This window comes from Collinsella aerofaciens (assembly GCF_039758965.1).
Classification (GTDB): domain Bacteria; phylum Actinomycetota; class Coriobacteriia; order Coriobacteriales; family Coriobacteriaceae; genus Collinsella; species Collinsella aerofaciens_BR.
In genome coordinates this window covers 47,215-68,258 of record NZ_JBDMSL010000014.1, presented here as the reverse complement: position 1 = coordinate 68,258, position 21,044 = coordinate 47,215, and the positions used below count along the sequence as shown (strand labels likewise).

Sequence of the window (21,044 nt, the reverse complement as noted above, 5' to 3'; positions counted from 1 at the left end):
ACGGCAGGCCCCGCCGACCGATTGCAAGCGGTCGGCGGGGCCATTGTGGCTCTTGACAGCGGATTGGGTCATATGAGCGAAAACGCCCCAGAGCGAGCAAGGTGACGTGAAAGAGGGGGGCATTGACCTTTTGGTCATGCCCGACGATTGAACGTCAGATTGCCGCTCTGGGGCGTTTGCAGCGTCGACTAGTTACGCGGTTTGGTGAAAACCGCGTAACCCTACAGTTGACGTAAGCCCTCTTCCAGTCCGGTCTTGCTGTCGGTCTTCTCGTCGCGCATCTTGATGACGCGGGCGGGGACACCGGCCACGACGGCACCGGCGGGGACATCCTCGACGCACACGGCGCCGGCGGCAACAACAGCGCCCTTGCCCACGCGTACGCCCTCCAGGACCACGGCGTTGGCGCCGATCATGACGTCGTCTTCGATGATGACGGGCGTGGCGCTTGCGGGCTCAACGACGCCTGCCAACACGGTTCCAGCGCCGATGTGGCAGTTCTTGCCCACGGTGGCGCGGCCGCCCAGCACGGCGCCCATATCAATCATGGAGCCTTCGCCAATGTCGGAGCCGATGTTGATGATGGCGCCCATCATGATGACGGCGCGATCGCCGATCTCGACGCGGTCACGGATGATCGCGCCCGGCTCGATGCGGGCGTTGATGCCCTTGAGGTCGAGCATGGGCACGGCAGAGTTGCGGCAGTCATTCTCGACATCGTAGTAGTCGATGGAGTCGGCATTGGCATCGAGGATGGCCTTGAGCTCATCCCAGTCGCCAAAGACGGTCTTGCCGCGACGGCCGCCGTAGACATGTGCGTCGCCCCAGGCAACCTTCATGCCGGGCTTCTCGCGCACGTACAGCTTGACAGGTGTCTTTTTGGGCGCGGTGGCGATGTAGTTGATAATCTCCTGGGCATCCATCTCGGCTGCGTTGCTCATTTGCTATCTCTCCTTTGGGTGGATTCGGTTGATACCTGGTTAGGCAAACATGACCTGGTCGAACGTATAGAAGCCGGGTTCGCGGGTGACGAGCTTCTGGGCGGCGGCCAGGGCGCCGTTGACGAAGATCTGACGGCTCGTGGCGCGGTGGGTGAGCGTGACCTCCTCGTCCTGGCCAAAGAAACTCACTTCGTGGACGCCGGCGACAGTGCCACCGCGCAGCGAGTGCATGCCGATCTCCTTGGGATCGCGCGCGCCGCACATGCCCTCGCGTCCGTAGACGGGGTGGTAGCCTGTCTCGGGCTCGGCCTCGACTACGGCGTCGAGCAGCAGCTTGGCGGTACCGCTGGGGGCGTCGACCTTTTGGTTATGGTGCGTCTCGACGATTTCGCAGTCAAAGCCGGGCAACTCGTGCGTGGCCTGGGCCACTAGATGACGCAGGGCTGCGATGCCGATGGAGTAATTGCCCGAGTGCATAACGCGGGTGTTCTGGCCCAGCTCGCGCAGACGGTCCATCTGCTCGGGGGTGTAGCCTGTGGTGCCCGAGACCAACGCCGCGCCCGTGCGCTCGACATAGGCGACGACGGCATCGAAGGTCGCGACGTTCGAGAAGTCGATAATCACATCGGCAGCCGGTGCGTTCTCGAGCTTGCTCAAATCGAAGCCGATCTGGGCGACGATATCAAAAACGGGCTGCCCGGCGGCGTCGACAATGCCTTCGGCGGTAGTGCGGATGAGCGAGCCCATGCGGCCCGTTCCCATAATGATGGTCTTAATCAAGCAGACCAGCTCCCTTCAGGGCATCGGTAAGTGCAGAGCGCGTGTCGTCTGCCATGGGGCACAGCGGCATGCGGTAGTTTGCCTCGATCATACCCATCTGAGCGAGTGCCTCTTTGACGGGGATGGGGTTGACCTCACTAAAGAGGGCATTGATGAGTGGCTGGCCGGCAATTTGGATATCGCGGGCACGCGCCACGTCACCGTCCAAATAGGCGCGGCACATGTCATGCACGAGCTGCGGCTGCACGTCGGCCCACACGCTGATGGTGCCCGAGGCGCCCAGGCTCATGAGCGGCACGGTAAGCGCGTCCTCGCCCGAGTACATGCGAAAGTCATCGGATAGCAGGTGGGCGATCTTGGCCGCGTAGGCGACGTTGCCCGAGGCCTCCTTGATGCCCATGATGTTGGGGTGCGCGGCCAAACGCTCTACGTTGCGCTCGCTGATGCCACAGCCACAGCGGCCGGGGATGTTGTACAGAATGCAAGGGATGTCCACGGCGTCGGCCACGGTCTTAAAGTGCTGGTAGATGCCCTCTTCGTTAGACTTGTTGTAGTAGGGGGTAATGAGCAGCAGACCATCGGCGCCCAGGCCCTGATAGGTGAGCGACTTGGTGAGCATGGTCTGCGTGGAGTTGGAGCCCGAGCCGGCAATGACGGGGACGCGTCCTGCAACATGCTTGACCACGGCGGCGACGACGGAGTTGTCCTCGTCGTCGGTCATCGTGGCGCTCTCGCCGGTGGTACCCAGGGTGAGGATGGCGTCGGTGCCGTTTTGCAGGTGGAAATCGATAAGGTGCTCGAGCGCGTCAAAGTCGACACTGCCGTCCTTTTTAAACGGCGTAACCAGGGCGACGATTGAGCCCTCGAGATTGCGGATGTCCATGTTCTTCTCCTTCGCGTCCGCGATCTGGATGCGTTTGTTCCATTGGGCGGCGACGGCCAGGCGCTCGTCTTGAGCGCGACGGCGGGCGCTTTCGGCGCGCGACTTGGCCAGCAGCTCTCGGCCGCTCGGCAACACGTCGAGCGTGGCAAAGTAATCGTCCGGGCGCTCGGCACGGCGGATGAGGTCGGCCGAGCCATCGGGGCGCAGCAGGACCTCGGCCGAGCGCAGGCGGCCGTTGTAGTTGTAGCCCATGGAGTAGCCATGCGCGCCGGTGTCGTGAATCACGAGCAGGTCGCTCATATCGATATGCGGAAGCTCACGGTCGATGGCGAACTTGTCATTGTTCTCGCATAGATTGCCCGTGATGTCATAGGTGTTCGTGACGGGTGCCGTGGTCTTGTCGGGGCCGCCCGGCTGACCCATCACCGTGATGTGGTGGTAAGCGCCATACATGGCGGGACGAATGAGGTCGACGGCACTGGCGTCCACGCCGATATAGTCCTTGTAGATCTGCTTCTCGTGGATAGCCTTGGTGACCAGGCAGCCGTAGGGGCCCATCATAAAGCGGCCCATCTCGGTGCAGATGGCCACATCGCCCATGCCGGCGGGAACCAGGATCTCGTCGTATGCCGCGTGTACTCCCTCGCCGATGGCGCGAATGTCGTTGGCCTGCTGCTCGGGCAGGTAGGGGATGCCGACGCCGCCGGACAGATTGATGAAGGCGACGTGTGCGCCGGTCTCGCGCTCCAGGCGTACGGCAAGCTCAAAGAGGATGCGCGCGAGCTTGGGGTAGTAGTCGTTGGTGACAGTGTTGCTGGCAAGGAATGCGTGGATGCCAAAGTCCTCGGCGCCCTTGGCCTTGAGCATGCGGAAGGCCTCGAAGAGCTGCTCGGTGGTCATGCCATATTTGGAGTCGCCCGGGTTGTCCATGATGCCGTTGGAGAGCTGGAACAGACCGCCTGGATTAAAGCGGCAGCTGACCGTCTTGGGGATGGGCCCCGCAACGCGCTCAAAGAACTCGATGTGGCTGATGTCGTCAAAGTTGACGATGGCACCCAGCTTGTCGGCGAGCTCAAAGTCGGCAGCCGGCGTGTCGTTGGAAGAGAACATGATGTCGTGTCCCGTGATACCCAGTGAGCGGGCGATCATAAGCTCGGTATAGCTCGAGCAATCGCAGCCGCAGCCGTATTCGTTGAGAATGGAGATGAGCGCCGGGTTGGGGTTGGCCTTGACGGCAAAGTATTCCTTAAAGCCCGGGTTCCATGCAAAGGCGTCGCGCACTTCTTGCATGTTGCGGCGGATGCCCGCCTCGTCGTATAGATGAAACGGCGTGGGGAACTGCTCGACGATATGCTCGAGTGTCTCCTTGTCCACAAACGGCTGCTTGGCCGCATATGCCTCGTTGGGGGTCAATGCCATGTCCCGTAAACCTCGCTATCCAGACGGCGCCATCTGCGCATCGAATCCGCATAGCGTGGACCCAATGTCCGGATAGCGCTCCCGCATTGCTGCAGACAGTCCTGTGGGTGTTTCCCACAGGCCCACCAGGTTGTTCGTGCCCGAAAAACCCAGTTCGGCGGGTTTCGCCTCCCCACGGGGTCAAAGCCTGCCGGCTCGCCCGCGGCTCTTCGTGCCCGCGCCTCTATCAAGTGGTAAAGACCCTATCACGTTGCACTTTACCAAACAAGAGTATTCGTATATAACGTTTAAAAAATGCAGCAATATGCTGGAAACATGTGTGCCACAATCCTGTATCACAATAAGTTGCAACAGATGTGCCTCACGAAGGGATTCTCTATGACCGAGCTCCAAGAACTCCGTCGCTATCGCCGCGATCTCCATCGCATTCCGGAGCTCGATTTCGATCTTCCGCAGACTATCGCCTATATCGAGGGCGTGTTGGCGCCGCTCGCTTGCGAGGTGACCCATCCGTGTCCCAGCTGCGTCTGCGCTTTCTTCGACGCTGGCGTTGGTGCCGCGCGTGCCACGGCGATTCGCGCCGATATGGATGCGCTGCCCATCGCGGAGGCGACGGGAGCGGCCTTTGCCTCGATCCATCCCGGCAAGATGCACGCTTGCGGACATGACGGACACATGGCCATGGCACTTGCCGCCGCGACGTATGTCGACCGTACGATTCGCGAGCAGCCGGGCGCCATTAGGCGCAACGTTCTCTTTGTGTTCCAGCCGGCCGAGGAAACGACCGGTGGTGCCAAGACGGTATGCGAGAGCGGTGTGTTCGAGCGCTATGGGGCTGACCGCATTTTTGGCTTCCATGTGTGGCCCGATCTGCCTGCCGGCACGTTGGCGAGTTGTTCCGGTCCGCTGCTGGCGCGTTCGAGTGAGACACACATTCATATTCACGGGACGAGCATCCATATCGCTAAGACCTATGGCGTTCCGGTCGAGGAGTCGCACGATGCGGCGCTGGCGGCTGCCAAGTTCTTGGTTGCCGAGCGCGAACTGATGGACGAGCTGGGCACCGACGAGCCCTGTATCGGTAAGTTTGGTCTGCTGCAGGCCGGTACGGTTTGCAACGCGGTGGCGGGGGAGGCCCATGTGGCCGGAAGCCTGCGTGTGTTTACGGACGACATGTTCGACCGGGCGCGCGAAGGCGTGCGCCGCGTGCTGGACGATGCCTGTGCCGCAACGGGCTGCACGTATGATCTCAACTTTGCCGAGGGCTATCCGCCGGTCGATAACGACCCCGAGCTGTTCGCCCACATTGCGCCTGTCTTGTCCGAGCTGCAACTCGTGGATGAGCCTTTGCTGATTGCCGAGGACTTCGCTTTCTATCAGCGCCATCTGCCAGGCGTGTTCTTCCTCCTGGGTACGGGCGTGCCGGAGGGACAAGATAATCCGATCGATTCGGATGGCTGCCCCGCCTATGCCACGAGCGCCCTTCACACTGATACCATGCTCTTTGACGAGGAAATCCTACTCAAAGGCCTCGATGTCTACAAACGATTGCTTGGCTTGGAGTGACGATGGAACGACGCCGACAGTCTGCCGTATATAGTCCGGGTGGATGCGGATGCGGTTTGCTGCTGCTTCCGGTCATCGCTGTGAGCATTGGCGTGATGTTTGTGTTTGCTGGGCTGGCTGCGGCGGCACTCGTACTGTTTATCACTGCCATCGGCGTGACGATTTGGCTCTGCCGCAATCGCGAGCGACGCCGTGCCGGCGGTAAAACCAATGTCGGCTGGGTTGTATTCCTGGTCATTGCGTACCCGCTGAGTGTCAGCTACCTGGTGTTCTTTGTCCTGTTGATGGTCAGTGCCTTTACCGGGGAATCCGTCACGGTGGGTTGATGCGCTGCCGGCAGACGGTCGCGCAAAGTGCGTTTGCTCGGCGTTTGGATAACTGCATTGGCCGTTTACCGCAACCTTAGCTCTCAGCTAATGAATTCAAGTTTAATCCTTCCTACGATGTGCTGTGTGCCGGCACGGTAGCCGGATCGTAGGAAGGATGAATAATGGCAAAAGAGGGAAAGAAGCCGATCGGTAAGATTGTCCTAGGCGTCATCGTGGTGCTGGTTATTGTCGGTGCCGTGGGCTCTATGGGCGGCAACTCAACCGATTCGCCTGCGAGCGATTCGGCAAAACCTGCCGGGACGACACAGCAGGCTGAGGAGCAAAAAGAACCGCAAGAACCGTATACCATTGCTGACGAGGCTGAAGACACTTCCAATCAGTTTGCCTATAAGATCACGGGGACGCTGACCAATAACACGGACAAGGAAAAGAGCTACATTCAGATTGAGTATGTTCTGTATGATGCTGATGGCAACCAGGTTGGAACGGCTCTTGCAAACACCAATCATCTGAAGGCGGGCGGCTCCTGGAAGTTCGAGGCGCTGGGCACGGTGTCTCCCGATCAGGTCGCCAGTTGGGAGCGTTCGGACGTAAGCGGTTTTTAGCATGTTGTATGCACTGGGGGAGGTGAAGTCGTATGCCCGATAAAAAGCTGACTGACGAGTTACTCAATGAGCTTCTCGACGCGCCAAACATCGATGGCTATATCAAAGAACACGACTTTGACGCCCCGTCGCTTTCGGACTACCTGAAGCAGCTACTGCAGGAAAAGGGCTTGGAGCGCTCGCGCGTGGTTCGTATGGCCGATCTCAATGAGACCTTTGGCTATCAGATCTTTACCGGTGCGCGGCATCCGAGCCGCAATAAGGTGCTGCAGATTGCCTTTGCGATGGCGCTGGCGCTCAAAGAAACCAACCGTGCGCTGACGGCTGCCGGGGTAAGCGTCCTTAACTGCAAGGACCGCCGCGATGCGATTATCATTTTTTGCATCGATCGCGGGTGCAGCCTCCAAAAGGTCAACGAGGAGCTGTATCGCTTTGGCGAGGAGACGGTGAGTTAGCGGCTGATATCTGAGCCGGCGGAGCTGCCGAACAACGATGCAAGCGAACGGGGCGCAGATGCCATGGGGTGTCTGCGCCCTGCGCTATGATGGAGGCTATGGATACTCAGAGCCCAACATATTCCGATGACGAGCTGACCGCAGCGCTTGCCGAGCACCTGGCGTCGCTCGATCGCGACGACAGCTATCGCGTGGAGCGTGTACTTAAGCGCTCGTCCGTCGAAACAACCGAGCTCGTGTACTTTGAAGGAACCGGCGATGGTTCGCTCGGTCCCTTTGTTCGTAAACGCATCGATGCCTCGGCTCAAATCGGCGGGGCATACGAGCGTCTGTTTGCCGCTCAGCGGGCAGGCAGGCGTTTTGAGCACCTGCCCAGAATCGTCGATTGTCGTCGTGTGGGCGACGAGCTCAACGTGGTTATGGAATACATCGAAGGGGAGACACTCGGGGCGCTGGTGGACCGTCTGGGAGCCACCCCCGATTATGCGCGTGAATTGTATCCTGCCCTATGCGATGCCGTGGGCGAGCTCCATGCCGGTTTTGCAATGGTGGGGGAGACGTCGGCGCCGGTGATCCATCGCGACCTCAAGCCGTCGAATATCATCGTGACAGGTGCCAACTATACGCCTGATGACGGCCTGGCATTTTCATCGCTGGTGATTATCGACCTGGGGATCGCGCGCGTATGGCGCGATGGCGCCGATGCTGACACCGTCAAGTTTGGCACGCGACCCTATGCGCCGCCCGAGCAGTATGGGTTTGGGCAGACGAGTGTGCGCAGCGATGTCTACGCACTTGGGGCCCTGTTGTTCTTTTGCTTGACGGGAGTCGACCCTAAACCAGGGCTCGACATGCGCGAGCAATGTGAGGCATGCGGCATTCCCACTCCACTTGCCGATGCCGTCTGCATGTCGATGGCGCTCGACCCGGCCAAGCGTTTTGCGAGCGCGGAAGCGTTGGGACGGGCGACGCGCGCGGCATACGATCTAAGTCGCCCCGTGCGGCCTCCTGCGCCTGTGCTTGTCCGTACTCCGGCCTCGGAGACGGTGTTGACGCCCCAAGGACTCCAGAACCCCACAGGGCTTCCTAGGCCTGCCGCCTCCACTGCATGCGGTCTGCTCTCTCGCGTTCCGGAGTCTCTGGGGCGCATTTGGAATACGCTCGTCTTCTTCTCGCTGCTTGTGTTCTTTGCCGGAAGTCACTTTGCCGTCTTTCACCCCACGGGAGCAAACCAAAGCTACCCGACGTGGCTTCTCATAATCGAGTATTTTTTCTTTGTCGATGGCCTTATGGTGCTTATGCATTTTGCGCTGTTCGATAAGCGCCGTCTTCGTCGGCGATTCGCATTGCTCGACAGCTATCGCGGCAAGAAGCTCGCGAAGCTCTTGCTCAAGGCATTGGGTGTGCTGCTCCTATGCATGATCGTCATAGTCGCGGTTGCCAATGCGACCGGCGTCGTCGATACCTCCGCTACCTAAAAGAAAAAGGGCCCCATTGGGGCCCTTTGCAGTTGCACTTAGATGCGGTTCATCTGAGCGGCGACTTTGTTGTACCAGTCCTGCCACGTGGGCGGGCAGTACTTTTTGGCCGCGGCTGGGGTAAGGGTGGAGCCGTAGTTGGCGCCCAGATAGGCAACGTGAGCGGAGATGCCCTCGCTCCAGCTGCCAAAGCTGCGCCAACCGCCGCCGCGGGCACTCCAGCCCCAGGCGTTGTAAGAATTGGCGCAATAAGCACCCTTGGTGCTCTCGATGCAGGCGATGGCGGGGGACCAACGGGGGTCGACACCGGTATTCCAAGCGGCGACGGCAAAGTTATAGCCCTGGCCTGCCATGGGGGAGCCGGCGAGATAATTGTCGATGCGGCCTGTCCACTCATTAATGAACGAATCGTAATCGGAGCTACCGGTATTGGCGTTGTTCACCGTGGTGTCGATGGTGGTGTTGGTGTTGGTGGCCTGGCTGCTGGAATTGCTGCCGCTTACGCCCTCGCCCGAGAGCTTCTCGGCGGCAGCGGCCTTATCGGCCTCAAGCTTGGCAAGCTCGGCGGCATTTTCCTGCTCTGCTTTTGCCTGTGCCTCGCTGCGGAGCTGCTGGGCCTGCGCCAGCGCATCCTCGGCGTTTTTCTGCTCTGCCTCAAGCTGAGACTTGGCTTGCTGGAGCTCGGCTTTGTTCTGCTCGAGTTCGGTTTGCATGTTATTGAGCTGCTCGATCTCGTCGACGCTCGAGCTCGTGATCTGGTTGGTGTATTTGCAGGTCGTGATGAACTCACCCAGGCTCTGCGCGTTGACCAGGAAGCTCACGATGGGATTGGTGCCCTTCTGATACTTGTACAGATCGCGCATGGCGGAGCTTGCCTTGGCCTGCTGCTCGGGAAGCTTAGCCTCGATTTCCTCGATGCTTGCCTCATTGGAGTCAATCTGCTTTTGCAGGTCATCGAGTTTGGTGCGGGCGTCGTTGTAGGCGCTCGTGGCGGCTTCGATCTTCTGCTGGGCTGCGGAAAGCTGGTCCTGCGTTGCCTGCGAGGCGGCATACGCCGCAACGGGGGAGAGCATCGGCGTGGCCGTCAGCGCAACGGCGAGCGCGGCGCTCGTGATGATACGAGCCGGCTTCGACGCAATGAGCGCTGCGGTGCGATGATTCGAATGCTGCATCCAGTCCCTCTGCAATCAATCGTAGGTTATGGTTCGAACGATATTCTACTACTGCTTTCGACCTCAACTTGAACCTTAAAGGTCCCAAAGGGTCAAGTTGAACTTGAGGCTTTGGCTTTGACCTGCAGTTATGATGAATTGTTGAGAAACCATAGAGTTCAACTTTAACGTTACAGAGCCCTGTTTAAGAGGAGTTTTGGTCTGTAAAAGCCATCTCAACGTGGGGTTTTACAACTACAGCGTGCCCTCCTGACGAGCCTGCTCAATCTCTTCGAGCGCCTCGGCGGGGGTGAACGAACAGGAGCCGTCGTCGAGTTTGACTACCTGGATATCGTCGCCGGTATGGACCTCTCCGCCCTTTAGGACCACGCCAAAAATGCCCTCGTGGGGAAAGATACAGTCGCCGGCGAGATAGTAGATGGCGCAACGGGTGTGGCAGACCTTGCCGATTTGGCTGATTTCGACAAGCACGTCGCTTCCAAGCTTGAGCTGCGTTCCCAGGGGGAGCGAGAGCAGGTTGATGCCCTGGGTTGTGAAGTTCTCGCCAAAGTCGCCCTCGTGCACATCGAGCCCGCGCGCCTGCGCCGTCTGGATAGACTCTGCAGCTAAAAAGGAAACCTGGCGGTGCCAATGCCCGGCGTGCGCATCAGAGGCGAGGCCAAACTGCTCGATGACGGTGTCGTGCCCGTCGGCGACGGGCGACTTACGTGTGCCTTTGTGCTTCGACGTGTTGATTGAGACGATGCGGGCGGGCCCGTTGTAAGCATCGTTTGCGGTGCGTAGGGGAGCTGCCGTTTGTGCGCGTTCCGCCAGCTCGTGCTTCGCGGCATTGAGGATGGGATTATCGGTCGGATGGTCTTGGGGCACGTGCGTGCCTTTCGCTCGAGGATGTCAATACACTGAATCCTACAACAATGGTAGGTTCATTGCCCATTGTCATACAACGGTGAGCGCCGTCTTCGTGCTGGCCTTCGTGCTGGACGATTACGTCGATTGCCATAGATACGGTGGAGCTTTGGGCGCCGGCGGCTTGGCACGCTAGAATAAATCAGTTGCGCAAAGACCGCCCGTTGTGTGGGCAGTTCATGATAGGAAGTTTCCATGGCATTGCAGTTTACAGAGCGCGAGTTCATCCCCGTGCTGCTCGGTGGCGACATCAACGCCTACTCGGTGGCGCGCGCCTTCTACGAGGAGTACCAGGTCAAAAGTCTGGTCTTTGGCAAGTACCAGACGGGCCCTGCGTACCGCAGCCAGATTATCGACTACACGCCCAACGTGGATATCGATACCATGCCCGTGATGCTCAAAACCGTCAACGGCATTGCCCAAGCGCATGCCGACAAGACGATTGTCCTTGTGGGCTGTGGCGATAACTATGTTGCCCTCGTGGCTCAGGCCAAGGATGCCCATGAGTTGGCGGATAACATCGTCGCGCCTTACGCTCCCTATAGCATGCTTGAACAGTGTCAGAAGAAGGAGATCTTCTACGAGCTGTGCGAGAAGCATGGCGTGCCCTATCCGCACACGTTTACCTTTACCAAGGCGATGCTCAATGCCCAGGGTGAGGCGCCTGCCGAAGTGCTCGACCAGATCGATTTTCCTTACCCGATGATTCTGAAGCCTTCCGACGGCATCATGTGGTGGCAGCATGAGTTCGAGGGCCAGAAGAAGGCCTATGAGATTGCCGACCGCGCCGAGCTGGAACAGGTCATTCGCGACTCGTATGCCAGCGGCTACACCGACGACCTGATCTTGCAGGATCGCGTGCCCGGCAACGACGAGTACATGCGCGTGCTCACCAGCTATTCCGACCGCAACGGTAAGGTCCGCATGATGTGCCTGGGCCATGTGCTGCTCGAGGAGCATCAGCCCCACGGTGTCGGCAACCATGCCTGTATCATTACCGAGCCTAATGACGAGCTCATGGGCGGCGTGCGCAAGTTGCTCGAGGACCTTCACTTTGTGGGCTATTCCAACTTTGACGTTAAGTACGACGAGCGCGATGGCTCGTTTAAGTTCTTCGATTTCAACACGCGCCAGGGCCGCAGCAACTACTACGTTACCAACAGCGGCTTTAACGTTGCCAAGTATGTGGTGGACGAGTATGTGTTCAACCGCCCGTTTGCGCCGGAGTTTGTGACGGCGCAGGACGAGGCTCTGTGGATGGTCGTCCCCATGGGCGTCGTCGACAAATACGTCAAGGATCCCGAGCTGCGCGCTAAGGTGCATCGCCTGGACAAGGAAGGCAAGGGCGCCGACCCTTCGTTTATGAAGGGCGACTTTGTCTTTAACCGCTGGCTGCGCATGTGGCACACTAAGCTGCGCCACTTTAAGCTGTTCAAGACGTATTACAAGTAGATGAGTGCGGCGCCCGTCCGGTTTGCATCGGGCGGGCGCGGGTACGATACGCGCAATTGCGCAAGCGTCACCAAGGAGGCGGCGATGGAAAAGCTGGGAGTTATCGGCGGCATGGGCGCCGAGGCCACGTCGTATTACTACGACCAGGTGGTGCGTCATACGGCTGCTGCCTGCGATCAGGAACATATCGACATGGTGGTGCTCTCCAAGTCGACCATGCCCGACCGCACGCTGGCCATTAAGACCGGCGAGCATGCCAAGCTGCTGGCGACCATGAAAGAGTGTGCCCAGGCACTCGAGTCGCTGGGCTGTGCGCACATTGCCATTCCCTGCAACACGTCACACTACTTCTACGACCAGATCCAGTCGTTTACCACAGTGCCGATTATCCACATGCCGCGTGAGTCGGTGCGCTATGCTCTGGCCGGTGCGGTGATGGGGGAGTGCGAGTTCGACCCCAACCTGAGTATGCCGGCCGAGCCGGTGCACAAGATTGGCATCATGGGCACCGACGGAACCGTGGGCGCGGGCGTCTACGGCCGCGAATGTAAGGCTGCGGGTGTTGAGGTTGTCTATCCCAGCGAGAAACGTCAGAACGATGTGATGTCGCTTATCTACGATGATGTGAAGGCCGGACGTGAGCCCGATATGGATAAGTTCGACCGCGTGATGTGGGAGTTCGCCCGTAGCGGCTGCGACCGCGTCATCCTGGCCTGTACGGAGCTCTCGGTGCTGCAGAAATACCGTGAGATGCCCGAGATCACCCTCGACGCCATGGACGTCCTGGTGCGCGAATCCATCATCCGCAGCGGCGCTCCCTACCGCCTCTAGCTTCCGACCTGCCAAAAAGGGACAGGTTAATTATGGTGGGTTTTATCTGGAGAAACAGTAAAGGCCTCGGCTCGTTTGGTGCGAGCCGAGGCCTTTTGCGTTGGGCGGTTGCTGTCGGTGGTGAACTAGAACAGGAAGCCGATGGCGATGAGGGCGATGCTGACGATGAGCACGGCGATGTCCAGACCCTTGATGGGATAGCGCTTGTACGAGCTGGCGCGTGTGCGCAGGTAGAAGCCGCGCTGCTCGGCGGCAAGCGCGGTGGCATCGGTCTTGCCCACGCTCGAGATGAGCAGCGGCACGCACAGTGGCAACATGAGCTTAAGCTTCTTGATGGGGTTCTTGGTGTCGTACTCGACGCCGCGTGCGGTCTGCGCCTCCATGATGGCGTTCATCTCCTGACCAAACACCGGCACAAAGCGCAGCGCCGTGGTAAAGGTGAAGGCATAGCGATACGGTACGTGCAGCACCTCGACGCAGGCGTTGGCAAGGTCGTTGAGCTTGGTCACCATGAGCATGAGGATGAGTGGCAACGCCACACCTAGCAGGCGCAGGCAGGCCTTCGATCCCGTGATGAGGCCCGCGTCGGTGATAAAGCCCCACACCACGTTGCCATCGCGCATAAAGGCCAGCTGGAGCACCAGCATGATAAGCGCGAGCGGAATCAGCAACTTGAGCAGCGAGAGCAGACGGTCGACGACGCCGGCATAGGTACCCAGTGCAAGGGTGAGTGCCAAAAAGCCCAGCAGCGCCACGTAGGTGTCGGACAAGAAGATGCCGACGATGATGGCGGCGGCGAGGCCCAGTTTGACGACGGGGTTCAGGCGATGCAGCAGCGTATCGCCCGGCATGTAGTCGATGACGTTAACCACGGTGGACCATCTCCTTGGTAATTCGAACGACATCGGTGACCTCGCTCACCTGCGCAAAAGCGGGCGAGACGGAAGATGCCAGACGGCGCGAGAGTTCAATAACCTGGGGAGGCTCCACGTAGGCACGCCGCATGAGATCGATGTTCGAGAACAGCTCGTGCGTGCGGCCGCGGTCGAGGATGCGGCCGTCGGCCATTACTACGATGCGCTCGGCAAAGTCGGAGACGACTTCCATGTCGTGGCAGACCATGATGACGGCGCATCCGCGCTCGGCCATGGTGCGCACGGTTTCCATGACGGTCATGCACTCGCGGTAGTCAAGGCCGCTCGTGGGCTCGTCGAGCACGACGATCTTGGGCTCAACCACTACGACGGAGGCAAGTGCCACCATCTGGCGCTGGCCACGCGAAAGCGAGAACGGTGCCTCGTCGGCGGGCAGACCAAAGCGGTCGATGACCAGCTGGGCGCGACGCAGAGCCTCGGCACGGTCGATGCCGGCAAGCTCCAAGCCAAAGGCGACCTCGTCGAGCACGGTATCCTTGCAGATCTGGCGGTCGGGGTTTTGGAAGAGGGTCGCGACCTCGCGGGCAATGCGGCTCGTGGGAACGGTTGCAGTATCCAGTCCCGTGACGCGCACGCTGCCCGAGGCGGGCTTGAGCAGGCCCGTGAGCAGCTTGGTGAGCGTGGTCTTGCCGGCACCGTTCTGGCCGACGATGCCCACGAGCTCACCGGGGTAGAGGGTCAGGTTAAGGTCGTGTACGGCGGCGCCGCCGTTGGGATAGGCAAACTCAACATGGTCGAAGGTGAGTACGGGTTCGGCATCCTTGGCATGAGGACGCAACGACGGTGCATGCGGGGAACCGGCGGGCGCCTGGGCTTCGATGGCAGCGTGTGCGGGGTCGACGATACCCGAAATCAGACACTCGGCTTCGTCGACATCCAAGCAAGGGGTGCCGCTTGCCAGGCCATCGGCCTCGAGGCTATTGAAGATGCGTGTGACACGGGGACAGTCGACGCCAATGGTGCGAAGCTCATCGGTGTGTGCGAAGACCTCGTGCGGCTCGCCCTGCAGTGCGATTTCGCCATGGTTGAGCACGAGCACGCGGTTGCAGTACTCCGAGAGCAGGGCGACCTTTTGCTCAACGACGACGATGGTGATTCCAAGTATGCGGTTTGCCTCACGCAGCGTCTCGAAGACCAGCGTGGAGCTGGCGGGGTCGAGTGCCGCGGTGGGCTCGTCGAGAACCAAGACGCGCGGACGCATGGCGAGGATGGCGGCGATGGCCACCTTTTGCTTCTGTCCGCCCGAGAGGGTGGCGATCTCGCGGTCGCGCAGGTCGCTGATGACGACGGTCTCGAGCGTTTCGCTCACGCGCTGCTCGATCTGGTCGTGGGGAACGCCAAAGTTCTCGAGGCCAAAGAGCATCTCGTCCTCGACGACCGAAGCGACCATCTGCGTGTCGATATCCTGCAGCACACTGCCGACGATTTGCGACACGTCGGTGAGCGAGACTTCGCAGGTGTCGTGGCCGTCGACCATGACGGACCCAAAGAACGTGCCGGTGTAGTGGTGGGGCACGGCGCCCGACAGACAGGCGGCAAGCGTGGACTTGCCGGCGCCCGAGGGCCCGATGATGCCGATGAAATCTCCCTTGTTCACGCTGAGCGAGATGTGGCTGAGCGCCTGCTCGGTCTGCGTGCCATAGGAGAACGAGACATCGTCGACGTTGATGATCGTTTCCATGGATACCTTTCATAGTCATTGGGGACGTTCTTACATGACTAGTCGTTTAAGAACGTTCCCAAAAGCTAGTTGTTTGGGACAGTCTTTGGTGGTGAAGCACGGAGACGGCTTTACGAGGGGCCCCAGGTTGGCGCGAAAGAGGAGCGAAGCGTACTTGGGTACGCGAGCGTCGAATGAACGCCAAGATGGGGTGGCTCGTAAAGCCGAGCGGGTTAGTTGAGCCTAAGGGCCTTCTGGATGGGCAGGTAGAGGGCGCCGACCAGAATGGCGTTAAAGACGGCGGTCATGGCGACGACGGGCAACATGGCGGCGGCGAGCTCGCCGACCACGCCGAGCATGGCCATCTTGATGACCATGAAGATGACGCCGGAGACAAAGGTGGTCAGGAAGGTTGCGACAATGGCGATGGCGGGCTTGACCTGACCGTCCTTGCCGGCGGCGTTGACGATGCCGGCCATGAGCATGGCGGCGATGCCCTCGGCGGCAAAATCGACGAACGGCGAAGTGGTGGTGATCTGGATCACGGCAGCCGAGATGAGGCCAATGACGAGCGCCTGGCCGATGTTGGGGCGAACGACCAGGATGGTGAGGCAGAAGGCCGAGATGATGAACTCGGGGCTGATCATGCCGCCCGAGATGCCTGAGATGGCCTTGCCGACGGTGAAGTTGAGGATGAAGCCGGCGGCGAGCAGGATGGCGAGCAGGACGAGAGCGCGGACGTCGAGTTTGCCGCGGTCGGCGGTCTGGACGGTGCGGGGCTGGGTGGCGGTGGTGTTCTGAGACATGGTGAAAAGCCTTTCGGAATGGGGGTGCAAGAGAAAAGCGGAGGCGCGTGATGCGAATGCGATCGGGCTCGAGATAGAAAAAGGCCCCCGGTCGAAACCGGAGGCCTTCCAATCACCTAGAGCGCAAAAACAGGCGTGAGGGACTCACTGTCGACCGATCGTATTCGCATCACGCCACCACCAGTTGTTGAGAGACTTCATCGTGTTCTTCATCTTGGTGGCTCCTTTCGTGATGCCGTGGCGCGGTCGCACCTTGTTGCTGTTGCGCTGCACTATAGCACAGCAAAGTGTGTGCGGGGAAATCTTTTTTGAAAAGATTTCAGCGGTGTTTCCCGCCGGTCAAAAGGCGGGTTAAGCGGGCGAGGTGACTCATGTGCCCCGCCCGCTCAGCTAGGACATGAGGGTCTTAGGCCTTCTTGCGACGATAGATCACGTAGACGCAGACACCGATGATGACGACGGCGCCAACGGCCATGGCGGCCATGTTGTTGCCCTCGGACTTCTCCTCGGTGACCTCTTCCTCTTCGGCCTCTGGCTCGGTCACGTCCTCATCGGAAAGGGCCTCGTCGGCGTAGGTGATGGATTCGACCAGGCAGTCGTTGTCGGCATCGTAGTCGCTCGGGACGAACTCCTCGGAGAAATCGCCCTCCTTGAGGTAGTCGCGCATCTCCTCGAGCATGGCCTTGCACTTAACATAGGTGTTCTTGGTTGCAGCCTTGCCGGCCTTGTTGGCCAGGGCGGTACGGGCCTCGGTGCCTTCTTCGGCCTGCATGGCCTCGTCGACGGTCAGGTTCTGCTCGATGAGTTCCTTCTGCAGGGCGTCGAGATAGGCGCGGACGCCGGTGGCGCAGTGGTCGCGGTTCTCATAGGCGAGCGTGTTGATGTCCATGAGGACGTAGTTGATGGAGTTCTTGGGCTCCTCGTTGTTCACGACGTCTTCCTCTTCGCAGTGATCGAAGGAGACATCCTGATCGCTGAAGTAGGGGCTGACCTCGGTGAGCAGTGCGGAGTAGAAGGGGATGGCGACGGAGAATTCGGCGTTGGAGAGCATCTCCCACTGAATGGTCGCGATCTCGGGGTCCATGCCCTGACGGATCTGGAAGGTGTGGATCTCGGTGTTGCGGTTGGAGCCGATGGCATAGGCGCCGTCGGTGTTGGCGTTGAGGCCGGCGACATTCTCGCCGCGAGCGGCGAAGGAACGAATCATCTCAAAGGTGTTCCAGTCGGACTTGCCGGGCTGGAAGAACAGCGGCTGCATCTCGTGGACCAGGGCGCCGGTCGTGGCGCGAGCCTCTTCGCGCTCGTCCTTGACGATCTCGTAGTCGGTGCCCTCGGCAAGCGGAGCCATGAAGTAATCACGACCCTGGATATAGCGCGACCACTGGTGCATACCGGCCTCGCTAATCTCCTCGCCGTAGGTCTTGGCGACGTCGAACTTGCCGTCGGTGTACTCGGCAAAGCCCTTCTCCTTAGGCATGGACTCGATGCCCTCGGAATGGAGACAGTTCTCGGTGTCATCGAGGTCGACGTTATAGGTGAGGTTGCCGATGTTGGGGTTGAGCGAGGCGATGTCATCGGCGAGCTTCATAGCAATCCACTGATGGCCGGAAAGCGCTGCAAACAACCAGGTCTCGTTGTTGTCGGCAATGATGATCTGGTCGTTGGAGCAGACGCCCTGCTCGTCAATCAGGCTGCCGAGGAGCTCGACACCCTCGCGGGCCGTGGCACTCTCGCCCAGGATGACGCTGGCATAGCTGTATTCGCCAATGCCAGTCTCCTCGGTGATGGGGTCGGCCTCTTCGGCCTTCTCGTTATAGGAGGTGCTCAACGTGGCAGAGCAGGAGACGCCCTTCTCGTTGATGCCTGCCTCGGAATATGCGTCGTAGCGATCTTCCCACTGCGAGGGGTTGTCGCGAACGAAGGTGTAGCGGTAGGTTGCGCCCTTGGACTTGTACTCAAAACCGGACTCGACCGAGGTGTACTCGTTGCCGTCCTTGTGTGCGGGCTCAATGCCAAAGTGCTTGATGTAGCGCGGACCGAAGTCCTCGGAACGGCCGTAGTACGTGTTGCCGTCTGCCGTGAGCTTGCTGCCCATGTAGATCTGGGTGCAGGCGAGTGCCGAAGTCGGCATGGCCATGATGGCCGCTGCTCCAAACGCAAGGCCGCAGCCGAGCTTCTTGAGCATGTTGACAGGATGAGTAAACCTCATAATCCCTCCCAACTGTTGAAACCCCGCGAAACCGTACGGAGTTTCAGCTAATAAATACATCTACTAGCCTAAAGGAAGTGTAAAGAGTATTCACTCGACAACAGCTTTTACTCGATGAGCGTGTGGAAATATACGATGAACGGATAATAATACTCATTTTATGGCTTTAGTTAAATAAAGGCACCCTGCATTTACTGTAGCTGAATAAAGCATTAGACGGTGCTCAAAAAGAAAACTCTCCCGCTGTTTAGGATTTGCATAAACAGCGGGAGAGTCGATAACTGGATGAATATCATACCAATGTGGATTTACTTCTTTCGGCGGTGAATCACGTTGATGGCGTAACCGACGAGCATGGCCAAGACGATGACAATAAAGCCGATCAGGGGATTGTCGTTCATGGGGTCCTCCTATTTTCCGAGCGGGGAGAATTCGTCGACGATGAGGTCGAGGCATTGCGGAAGCGCGCGGGCTCCAAAGACGCCCGAATTGCTGGAGATAATCTCGCCATCGAACTGCATGCCCAGCGACGGGGTGCAGGTGATTTTGGCTTCCTTGGTCTGGATGATCTTGAACTGCGGGCGCCCGAGTACCTTGCCGGCGGGGTCAAGCGCAGCGGTGATCACGGTAGGCAGCAGCTGCACGGTGCGCACGGGTTCGATGACTGCAATGTCGACCATGCCATCGTTCATGCGGCAGTCGGGGAACAGGTTGATGTCGTTTTGGATGACCGAGGTATTGCCGGCCATGCAGCAGATGCCGTCGAGCTCCTCGACAATGCCGTCATGCTCAATGGTAAAGTGCGCTACCGTAGGGTTGGGCGTGGCGAGTGCAGAGAGGAAGTAGGCGATCTCGCCGATGTCGTTTTTGGTGGGGGCGGCCTTCATCATGATCTCGGCGTCGAAGCCCGAGCCGGCGATGATGATGAAGCCGTGGCGCTTCTCGTTGCCGTTCTCGTCGAGCCAAAAGAGCTCGCCCATGTCGACTTTGACCGTGCGACCGGCGCGGCAGGCCTTGGCGAGCGCCGCTGCCTCGGGGGCATTGCCGATGTTGTTGAAGAACAGGCAGGCTGTACCGGAGGGGAAGACGAGCGTGGGGACACCGCATCCGCGCATCTGGTCGAGCACGTTGGAGACGGTGCCGTCGCCGCCCGAAACGACCACGCGATCAAACTCGCGCACGTCTGCCACGGCGTCCTCGGGCTCCATGCCATCGCCGATAAAACGCATCACGACCTCGTCGCCGCCCTGCGCGAGGGCGTGCGTGAATGCGTAGATTTCATCTGAGCTGGGGCCCGATGCCGGGTTGTGGATGATAAGGCAGCGCATACTTACGTTCCCGTTCTGTGACTAACCGAGTATAGTTGTAAGGCAATGCCGATATCCTACCCGTGTTTTTCGGGCCTAACCTTATTCGATGGGTTGATATGTACATTTCCACACATCAGGCTCTACTCGACTTTTGCCAGCGCGCCCGTGAGTTCGACGCGATTGCCGTCGATACCGAGTTTTTGCGCGAGCGCACGTTCCATCCGCGTCTATGTTTGGTTCAGATTGCCACCCCTGCTGAGAGCGTCGCGGTCGATCCCCTGGTAATCGACGACCTATCGCCGCTGGCCGAGCTTATGGCCGACGAGAGCGTGACCAAGGTCTTCCACGCGTGCTCGCAGGATATGGAGGTCATGCTCCATACCGTGGGCGTGCTGCCACGACCGATTTTCGATACGCAGGTCGCCGCCGCCTTTTTGGGCGAGCGCCAGCAGATTTCGTATGGCGCGCTTGTTCAGACGTTCTGCGGCGTATCGCTGCCCAAGACCGAGTCACTGACCGACTGGTCGCGCCGCCCGCTGACCGATAAGCAGATTGAGTATGCGATCGATGACGTCAAGTACCTGATCGTCGCCTATACCGAGATGATGAGCCGCCTGCGCGAGCTGGGCCGTGTGGACTGGGTGCTCGACGAGCTGCGCCCGCTGGCTGACGAGTCGCACTATCGCGCCGATCGCCACGAGGCGTTCCGCAAGGTCAAGCGCATCAATTCGTGCAGCCGTCATCAGCTGGGTATCGCGCGCGAGCTCGCCGCCTGGCGCGAGGACCGCGCCGAGCGGCGCAACATCCCACGCAAGTGGGTCATGTCCGACGACACGCTGCTAGCGCTCGTTAAGCGCAATCCCGTGCGCGTTGAGGAGTTCCGTAGCATTCGCGGTACCGATCAATTGGGGGAGCGCGACGTGGACGGTGCGCTCATGGCCATCAAGCGCGGTGCGAGCTGTCCGCACGATCGCCTGCCGCTCTTGGTGCGCGGACATCGTCAGATTTCGCCGGAGCTGGAGAGCGTGACTGACCTTATGTATGCGCTTATCCGCCTGGTTGCCGAGCGCTCAGGCGTTGCGACCTCGGTCATTGCCTCGCGCGATGACCTGGCCGACTACATTGAGCATCCCGAGCAGAGCCGCCTGCGCGAAGGTTGGCGCTTTGAGCTTGTGGGCTCGCGCCTGGACGATCTGCTTTCCGGCAATATGGGGTTGACGGTGAAGGACGGCAAAATCGAGCTCCTGTAGGGAAGCCTAGCCGGTTGAGTGGGTAAAATGCCTCCAACGTGTAACTCGACTCGGAGG

General features: G+C 59.8%; 19 protein-coding genes and 1 riboswitch. Of the genes, 9 read left to right on the top strand and 10 right to left on the bottom strand.

Annotation, left to right across the window (positions count from 1 at the left end):
- Window positions 1–221: 221 nt before the first annotated feature.
- From dapD to dapA, 3 genes are read right to left on the bottom strand one after another with little or no spacing between them, the layout of a single operon-like run.
- Entirely contained in the window at window positions 222–941 is a 720-nt protein-coding gene (dapD, locus tag ABHU32_RS06000; RefSeq protein ID WP_346979377.1) for a 2,3,4,5-tetrahydropyridine-2,6-dicarboxylate N-acetyltransferase, read from the bottom strand.
- A gap of 39 nt (window positions 942–980) precedes the next feature.
- Entirely contained in the window at window positions 981–1,721 is a 741-nt protein-coding gene (gene dapB / locus ABHU32_RS05995) for a 4-hydroxy-tetrahydrodipicolinate reductase (RefSeq protein WP_346979376.1), read from the bottom strand.
- Complete coding sequence (gene dapA / locus ABHU32_RS05990) at window positions 1,714–4,023, bottom strand: 4-hydroxy-tetrahydrodipicolinate synthase (protein WP_346979375.1); 2,310 nt, start codon at window positions 4,021–4,023, stop codon at window positions 1,714–1,716. The genes dapB and dapA overlap by 8 nt, the downstream gene beginning before the upstream one ends.
- Before the next feature lie 65 nt (window positions 4,024–4,088).
- Window positions 4,089–4,257: riboswitch (Lysine riboswitch) on the bottom strand.
- Between the two features lie 144 nt (window positions 4,258–4,401).
- Between dapA and ABHU32_RS05985 the strand changes: the two genes are divergently transcribed.
- From ABHU32_RS05985 to ABHU32_RS05965, 5 genes are all read left to right on the top strand, one after another.
- Window positions 4,402–5,589, top strand: coding sequence for an N-acetyldiaminopimelate deacetylase (locus ABHU32_RS05985; RefSeq protein ID WP_346979374.1), 1,188 nt, complete (start codon window positions 4,402–4,404; stop codon window positions 5,587–5,589).
- 2 nt (window positions 5,590–5,591) lie between these two features.
- Entirely contained in the window at window positions 5,592–5,915 is a 324-nt protein-coding gene (locus ABHU32_RS05980; RefSeq protein WP_346979373.1) for a hypothetical protein, read from the top strand.
- Between the two features lie 164 nt (window positions 5,916–6,079).
- Window positions 6,080–6,523: an FxLYD domain-containing protein gene (locus tag ABHU32_RS05975; RefSeq protein WP_195520506.1), complete on the top strand. Its 444-nt coding sequence runs from the start codon at window positions 6,080–6,082 to the stop codon at window positions 6,521–6,523.
- 32 nt (window positions 6,524–6,555) lie between these two features.
- Entirely contained in the window at window positions 6,556–6,978 is a 423-nt protein-coding gene (locus tag ABHU32_RS05970) for an XRE family transcriptional regulator (RefSeq protein WP_346979372.1), read from the top strand.
- Between the two features lie 98 nt (window positions 6,979–7,076).
- Complete coding sequence (locus tag ABHU32_RS05965; RefSeq protein WP_346979371.1) at window positions 7,077–8,456, top strand: serine/threonine protein kinase; 1,380 nt, start codon at window positions 7,077–7,079, stop codon at window positions 8,454–8,456.
- A 38-nt stretch (window positions 8,457–8,494) separates the two neighbouring features.
- Here ABHU32_RS05965 and ABHU32_RS05960 read toward each other — a convergent pair whose 3' ends face one another.
- Together ABHU32_RS05960 and ABHU32_RS05955 are read right to left on the bottom strand one after the other, a co-directional pair.
- Window positions 8,495–9,628, bottom strand: coding sequence for a coiled-coil domain-containing protein (locus ABHU32_RS05960; RefSeq protein WP_118377185.1), 1,134 nt, complete (start codon window positions 9,626–9,628; stop codon window positions 8,495–8,497).
- A gap of 234 nt (window positions 9,629–9,862) precedes the next feature.
- Window positions 9,863–10,495, bottom strand: a complete 633-nt coding sequence (locus ABHU32_RS05955; protein ID WP_271745357.1) for an MOSC domain-containing protein — start codon at window positions 10,493–10,495, stop codon at window positions 9,863–9,865.
- 234 nt (window positions 10,496–10,729) lie between these two features.
- Here ABHU32_RS05955 and ABHU32_RS05950 point away from each other — a divergent pair, with 234 nt between their 5' ends.
- Together ABHU32_RS05950 and ABHU32_RS05945 are read left to right on the top strand one after the other, a co-directional pair.
- A complete protein-coding gene (locus ABHU32_RS05950; RefSeq protein WP_117745900.1) occupies window positions 10,730–11,986 on the top strand; it encodes a carboxylate--amine ligase in 1,257 nt (418 codons plus the stop codon).
- 84 nt (window positions 11,987–12,070) lie between these two features.
- A complete protein-coding gene (locus ABHU32_RS05945; RefSeq protein ID WP_270226906.1) occupies window positions 12,071–12,817 on the top strand; it encodes an aspartate/glutamate racemase family protein in 747 nt (248 codons plus the stop codon).
- A gap of 125 nt (window positions 12,818–12,942) precedes the next feature.
- Here ABHU32_RS05945 and ABHU32_RS05940 read toward each other — a convergent pair whose 3' ends face one another.
- The 3 genes from ABHU32_RS05940 to ABHU32_RS05930 all read right to left on the bottom strand — a co-directional run bounded on the left by ABHU32_RS05940 (window position 12,943) and on the right by ABHU32_RS05930 (window position 16,218).
- Window positions 12,943–13,689, bottom strand: coding sequence for an energy-coupling factor transporter transmembrane component T family protein (locus ABHU32_RS05940; protein WP_117745902.1), 747 nt, complete (start codon window positions 13,687–13,689; stop codon window positions 12,943–12,945).
- Window positions 13,682–15,433 (bottom strand): ABC transporter ATP-binding protein, encoded by a 1,752-nt coding sequence (locus ABHU32_RS05935; RefSeq protein ID WP_346979370.1) that lies wholly within the window; start codon window positions 15,431–15,433, stop codon window positions 13,682–13,684. The genes ABHU32_RS05940 and ABHU32_RS05935 overlap by 8 nt, the downstream gene beginning before the upstream one ends.
- Before the next feature lie 212 nt (window positions 15,434–15,645).
- Entirely contained in the window at window positions 15,646–16,218 is a 573-nt protein-coding gene (locus ABHU32_RS05930) for a hypothetical protein (protein WP_117745904.1), read from the bottom strand.
- A 202-nt stretch (window positions 16,219–16,420) separates the two neighbouring features.
- Between ABHU32_RS05930 and ABHU32_RS05925 the strand changes: the two genes are divergently transcribed.
- Window positions 16,421–16,573: a hypothetical protein gene (locus ABHU32_RS05925; protein WP_346979369.1), complete on the top strand. Its 153-nt coding sequence runs from the start codon at window positions 16,421–16,423 to the stop codon at window positions 16,571–16,573.
- A 51-nt stretch (window positions 16,574–16,624) separates the two neighbouring features.
- Here ABHU32_RS05925 and ABHU32_RS05920 read toward each other — a convergent pair whose 3' ends face one another.
- Together ABHU32_RS05920 and ABHU32_RS05915 are read right to left on the bottom strand one after the other, a co-directional pair.
- Entirely contained in the window at window positions 16,625–18,427 is a 1,803-nt protein-coding gene (locus ABHU32_RS05920) for a C69 family dipeptidase (RefSeq protein ID WP_346979368.1), read from the bottom strand.
- Between the two features lie 410 nt (window positions 18,428–18,837).
- Window positions 18,838–19,755, bottom strand: coding sequence for a diacylglycerol/lipid kinase family protein (locus tag ABHU32_RS05915; protein ID WP_055309791.1), 918 nt, complete (start codon window positions 19,753–19,755; stop codon window positions 18,838–18,840).
- 98 nt (window positions 19,756–19,853) lie between these two features.
- Here ABHU32_RS05915 and rnd point away from each other — a divergent pair, with 98 nt between their 5' ends.
- Window positions 19,854–20,987, top strand: a complete 1,134-nt coding sequence (gene rnd / locus ABHU32_RS05910; protein ID WP_148345575.1) for a ribonuclease D — start codon at window positions 19,854–19,856, stop codon at window positions 20,985–20,987.
- Window positions 20,988–21,044: the final 57 nt, after the last annotated feature.

What these genes read in the sequence shown, in the direction of transcription:
- dapD (WP_346979377.1), bottom strand. Translation starts at nt 941, where the DNA reads ATGAGCAACGCAGCCGAGATGGATGCCCAGGAGATTATCAACTACATC.
- dapA (WP_346979375.1), bottom strand. Translation starts at nt 4,023, where the DNA reads ATGGCATTGACCCCCAACGAGGCATATGCGGCCAAGCAGCCGTTTGTG.
- ABHU32_RS05985 (WP_346979374.1), top strand. Translation starts at nt 4,402, where the DNA reads ATGACCGAGCTCCAAGAACTCCGTCGCTATCGCCGCGATCTCCATCGC.
- ABHU32_RS05980 (WP_346979373.1), top strand. Translation starts at nt 5,592, where the DNA reads ATGGAACGACGCCGACAGTCTGCCGTATATAGTCCGGGTGGATGCGGA.
- ABHU32_RS05975 (WP_195520506.1), top strand. Translation starts at nt 6,080, where the DNA reads ATGGCAAAAGAGGGAAAGAAGCCGATCGGTAAGATTGTCCTAGGCGTC.
- ABHU32_RS05970 (WP_346979372.1), top strand. Translation starts at nt 6,556, where the DNA reads ATGCCCGATAAAAAGCTGACTGACGAGTTACTCAATGAGCTTCTCGAC.
- ABHU32_RS05965 (WP_346979371.1), top strand. Translation starts at nt 7,077, where the DNA reads ATGGATACTCAGAGCCCAACATATTCCGATGACGAGCTGACCGCAGCG.
- ABHU32_RS05960 (WP_118377185.1), bottom strand. Translation starts at nt 9,628, where the DNA reads ATGCAGCATTCGAATCATCGCACCGCAGCGCTCATTGCGTCGAAGCCG.
- ABHU32_RS05950 (WP_117745900.1), top strand. Translation starts at nt 10,730, where the DNA reads ATGGCATTGCAGTTTACAGAGCGCGAGTTCATCCCCGTGCTGCTCGGT.
- ABHU32_RS05945 (WP_270226906.1), top strand. Translation starts at nt 12,071, where the DNA reads ATGGAAAAGCTGGGAGTTATCGGCGGCATGGGCGCCGAGGCCACGTCG.
- ABHU32_RS05935 (WP_346979370.1), bottom strand. Translation starts at nt 15,433, where the DNA reads ATGGAAACGATCATCAACGTCGACGATGTCTCGTTCTCCTATGGCACG.
- ABHU32_RS05930 (WP_117745904.1), bottom strand. Translation starts at nt 16,218, where the DNA reads ATGTCTCAGAACACCACCGCCACCCAGCCCCGCACCGTCCAGACCGCC.
- ABHU32_RS05920 (WP_346979368.1), bottom strand. Translation starts at nt 18,427, where the DNA reads ATGAGGTTTACTCATCCTGTCAACATGCTCAAGAAGCTCGGCTGCGGC.
- ABHU32_RS05915 (WP_055309791.1), bottom strand. Translation starts at nt 19,755, where the DNA reads ATGCGCTGCCTTATCATCCACAACCCGGCATCGGGCCCCAGCTCAGAT.
- rnd (WP_148345575.1), top strand. Translation starts at nt 19,854, where the DNA reads ATGTACATTTCCACACATCAGGCTCTACTCGACTTTTGCCAGCGCGCC.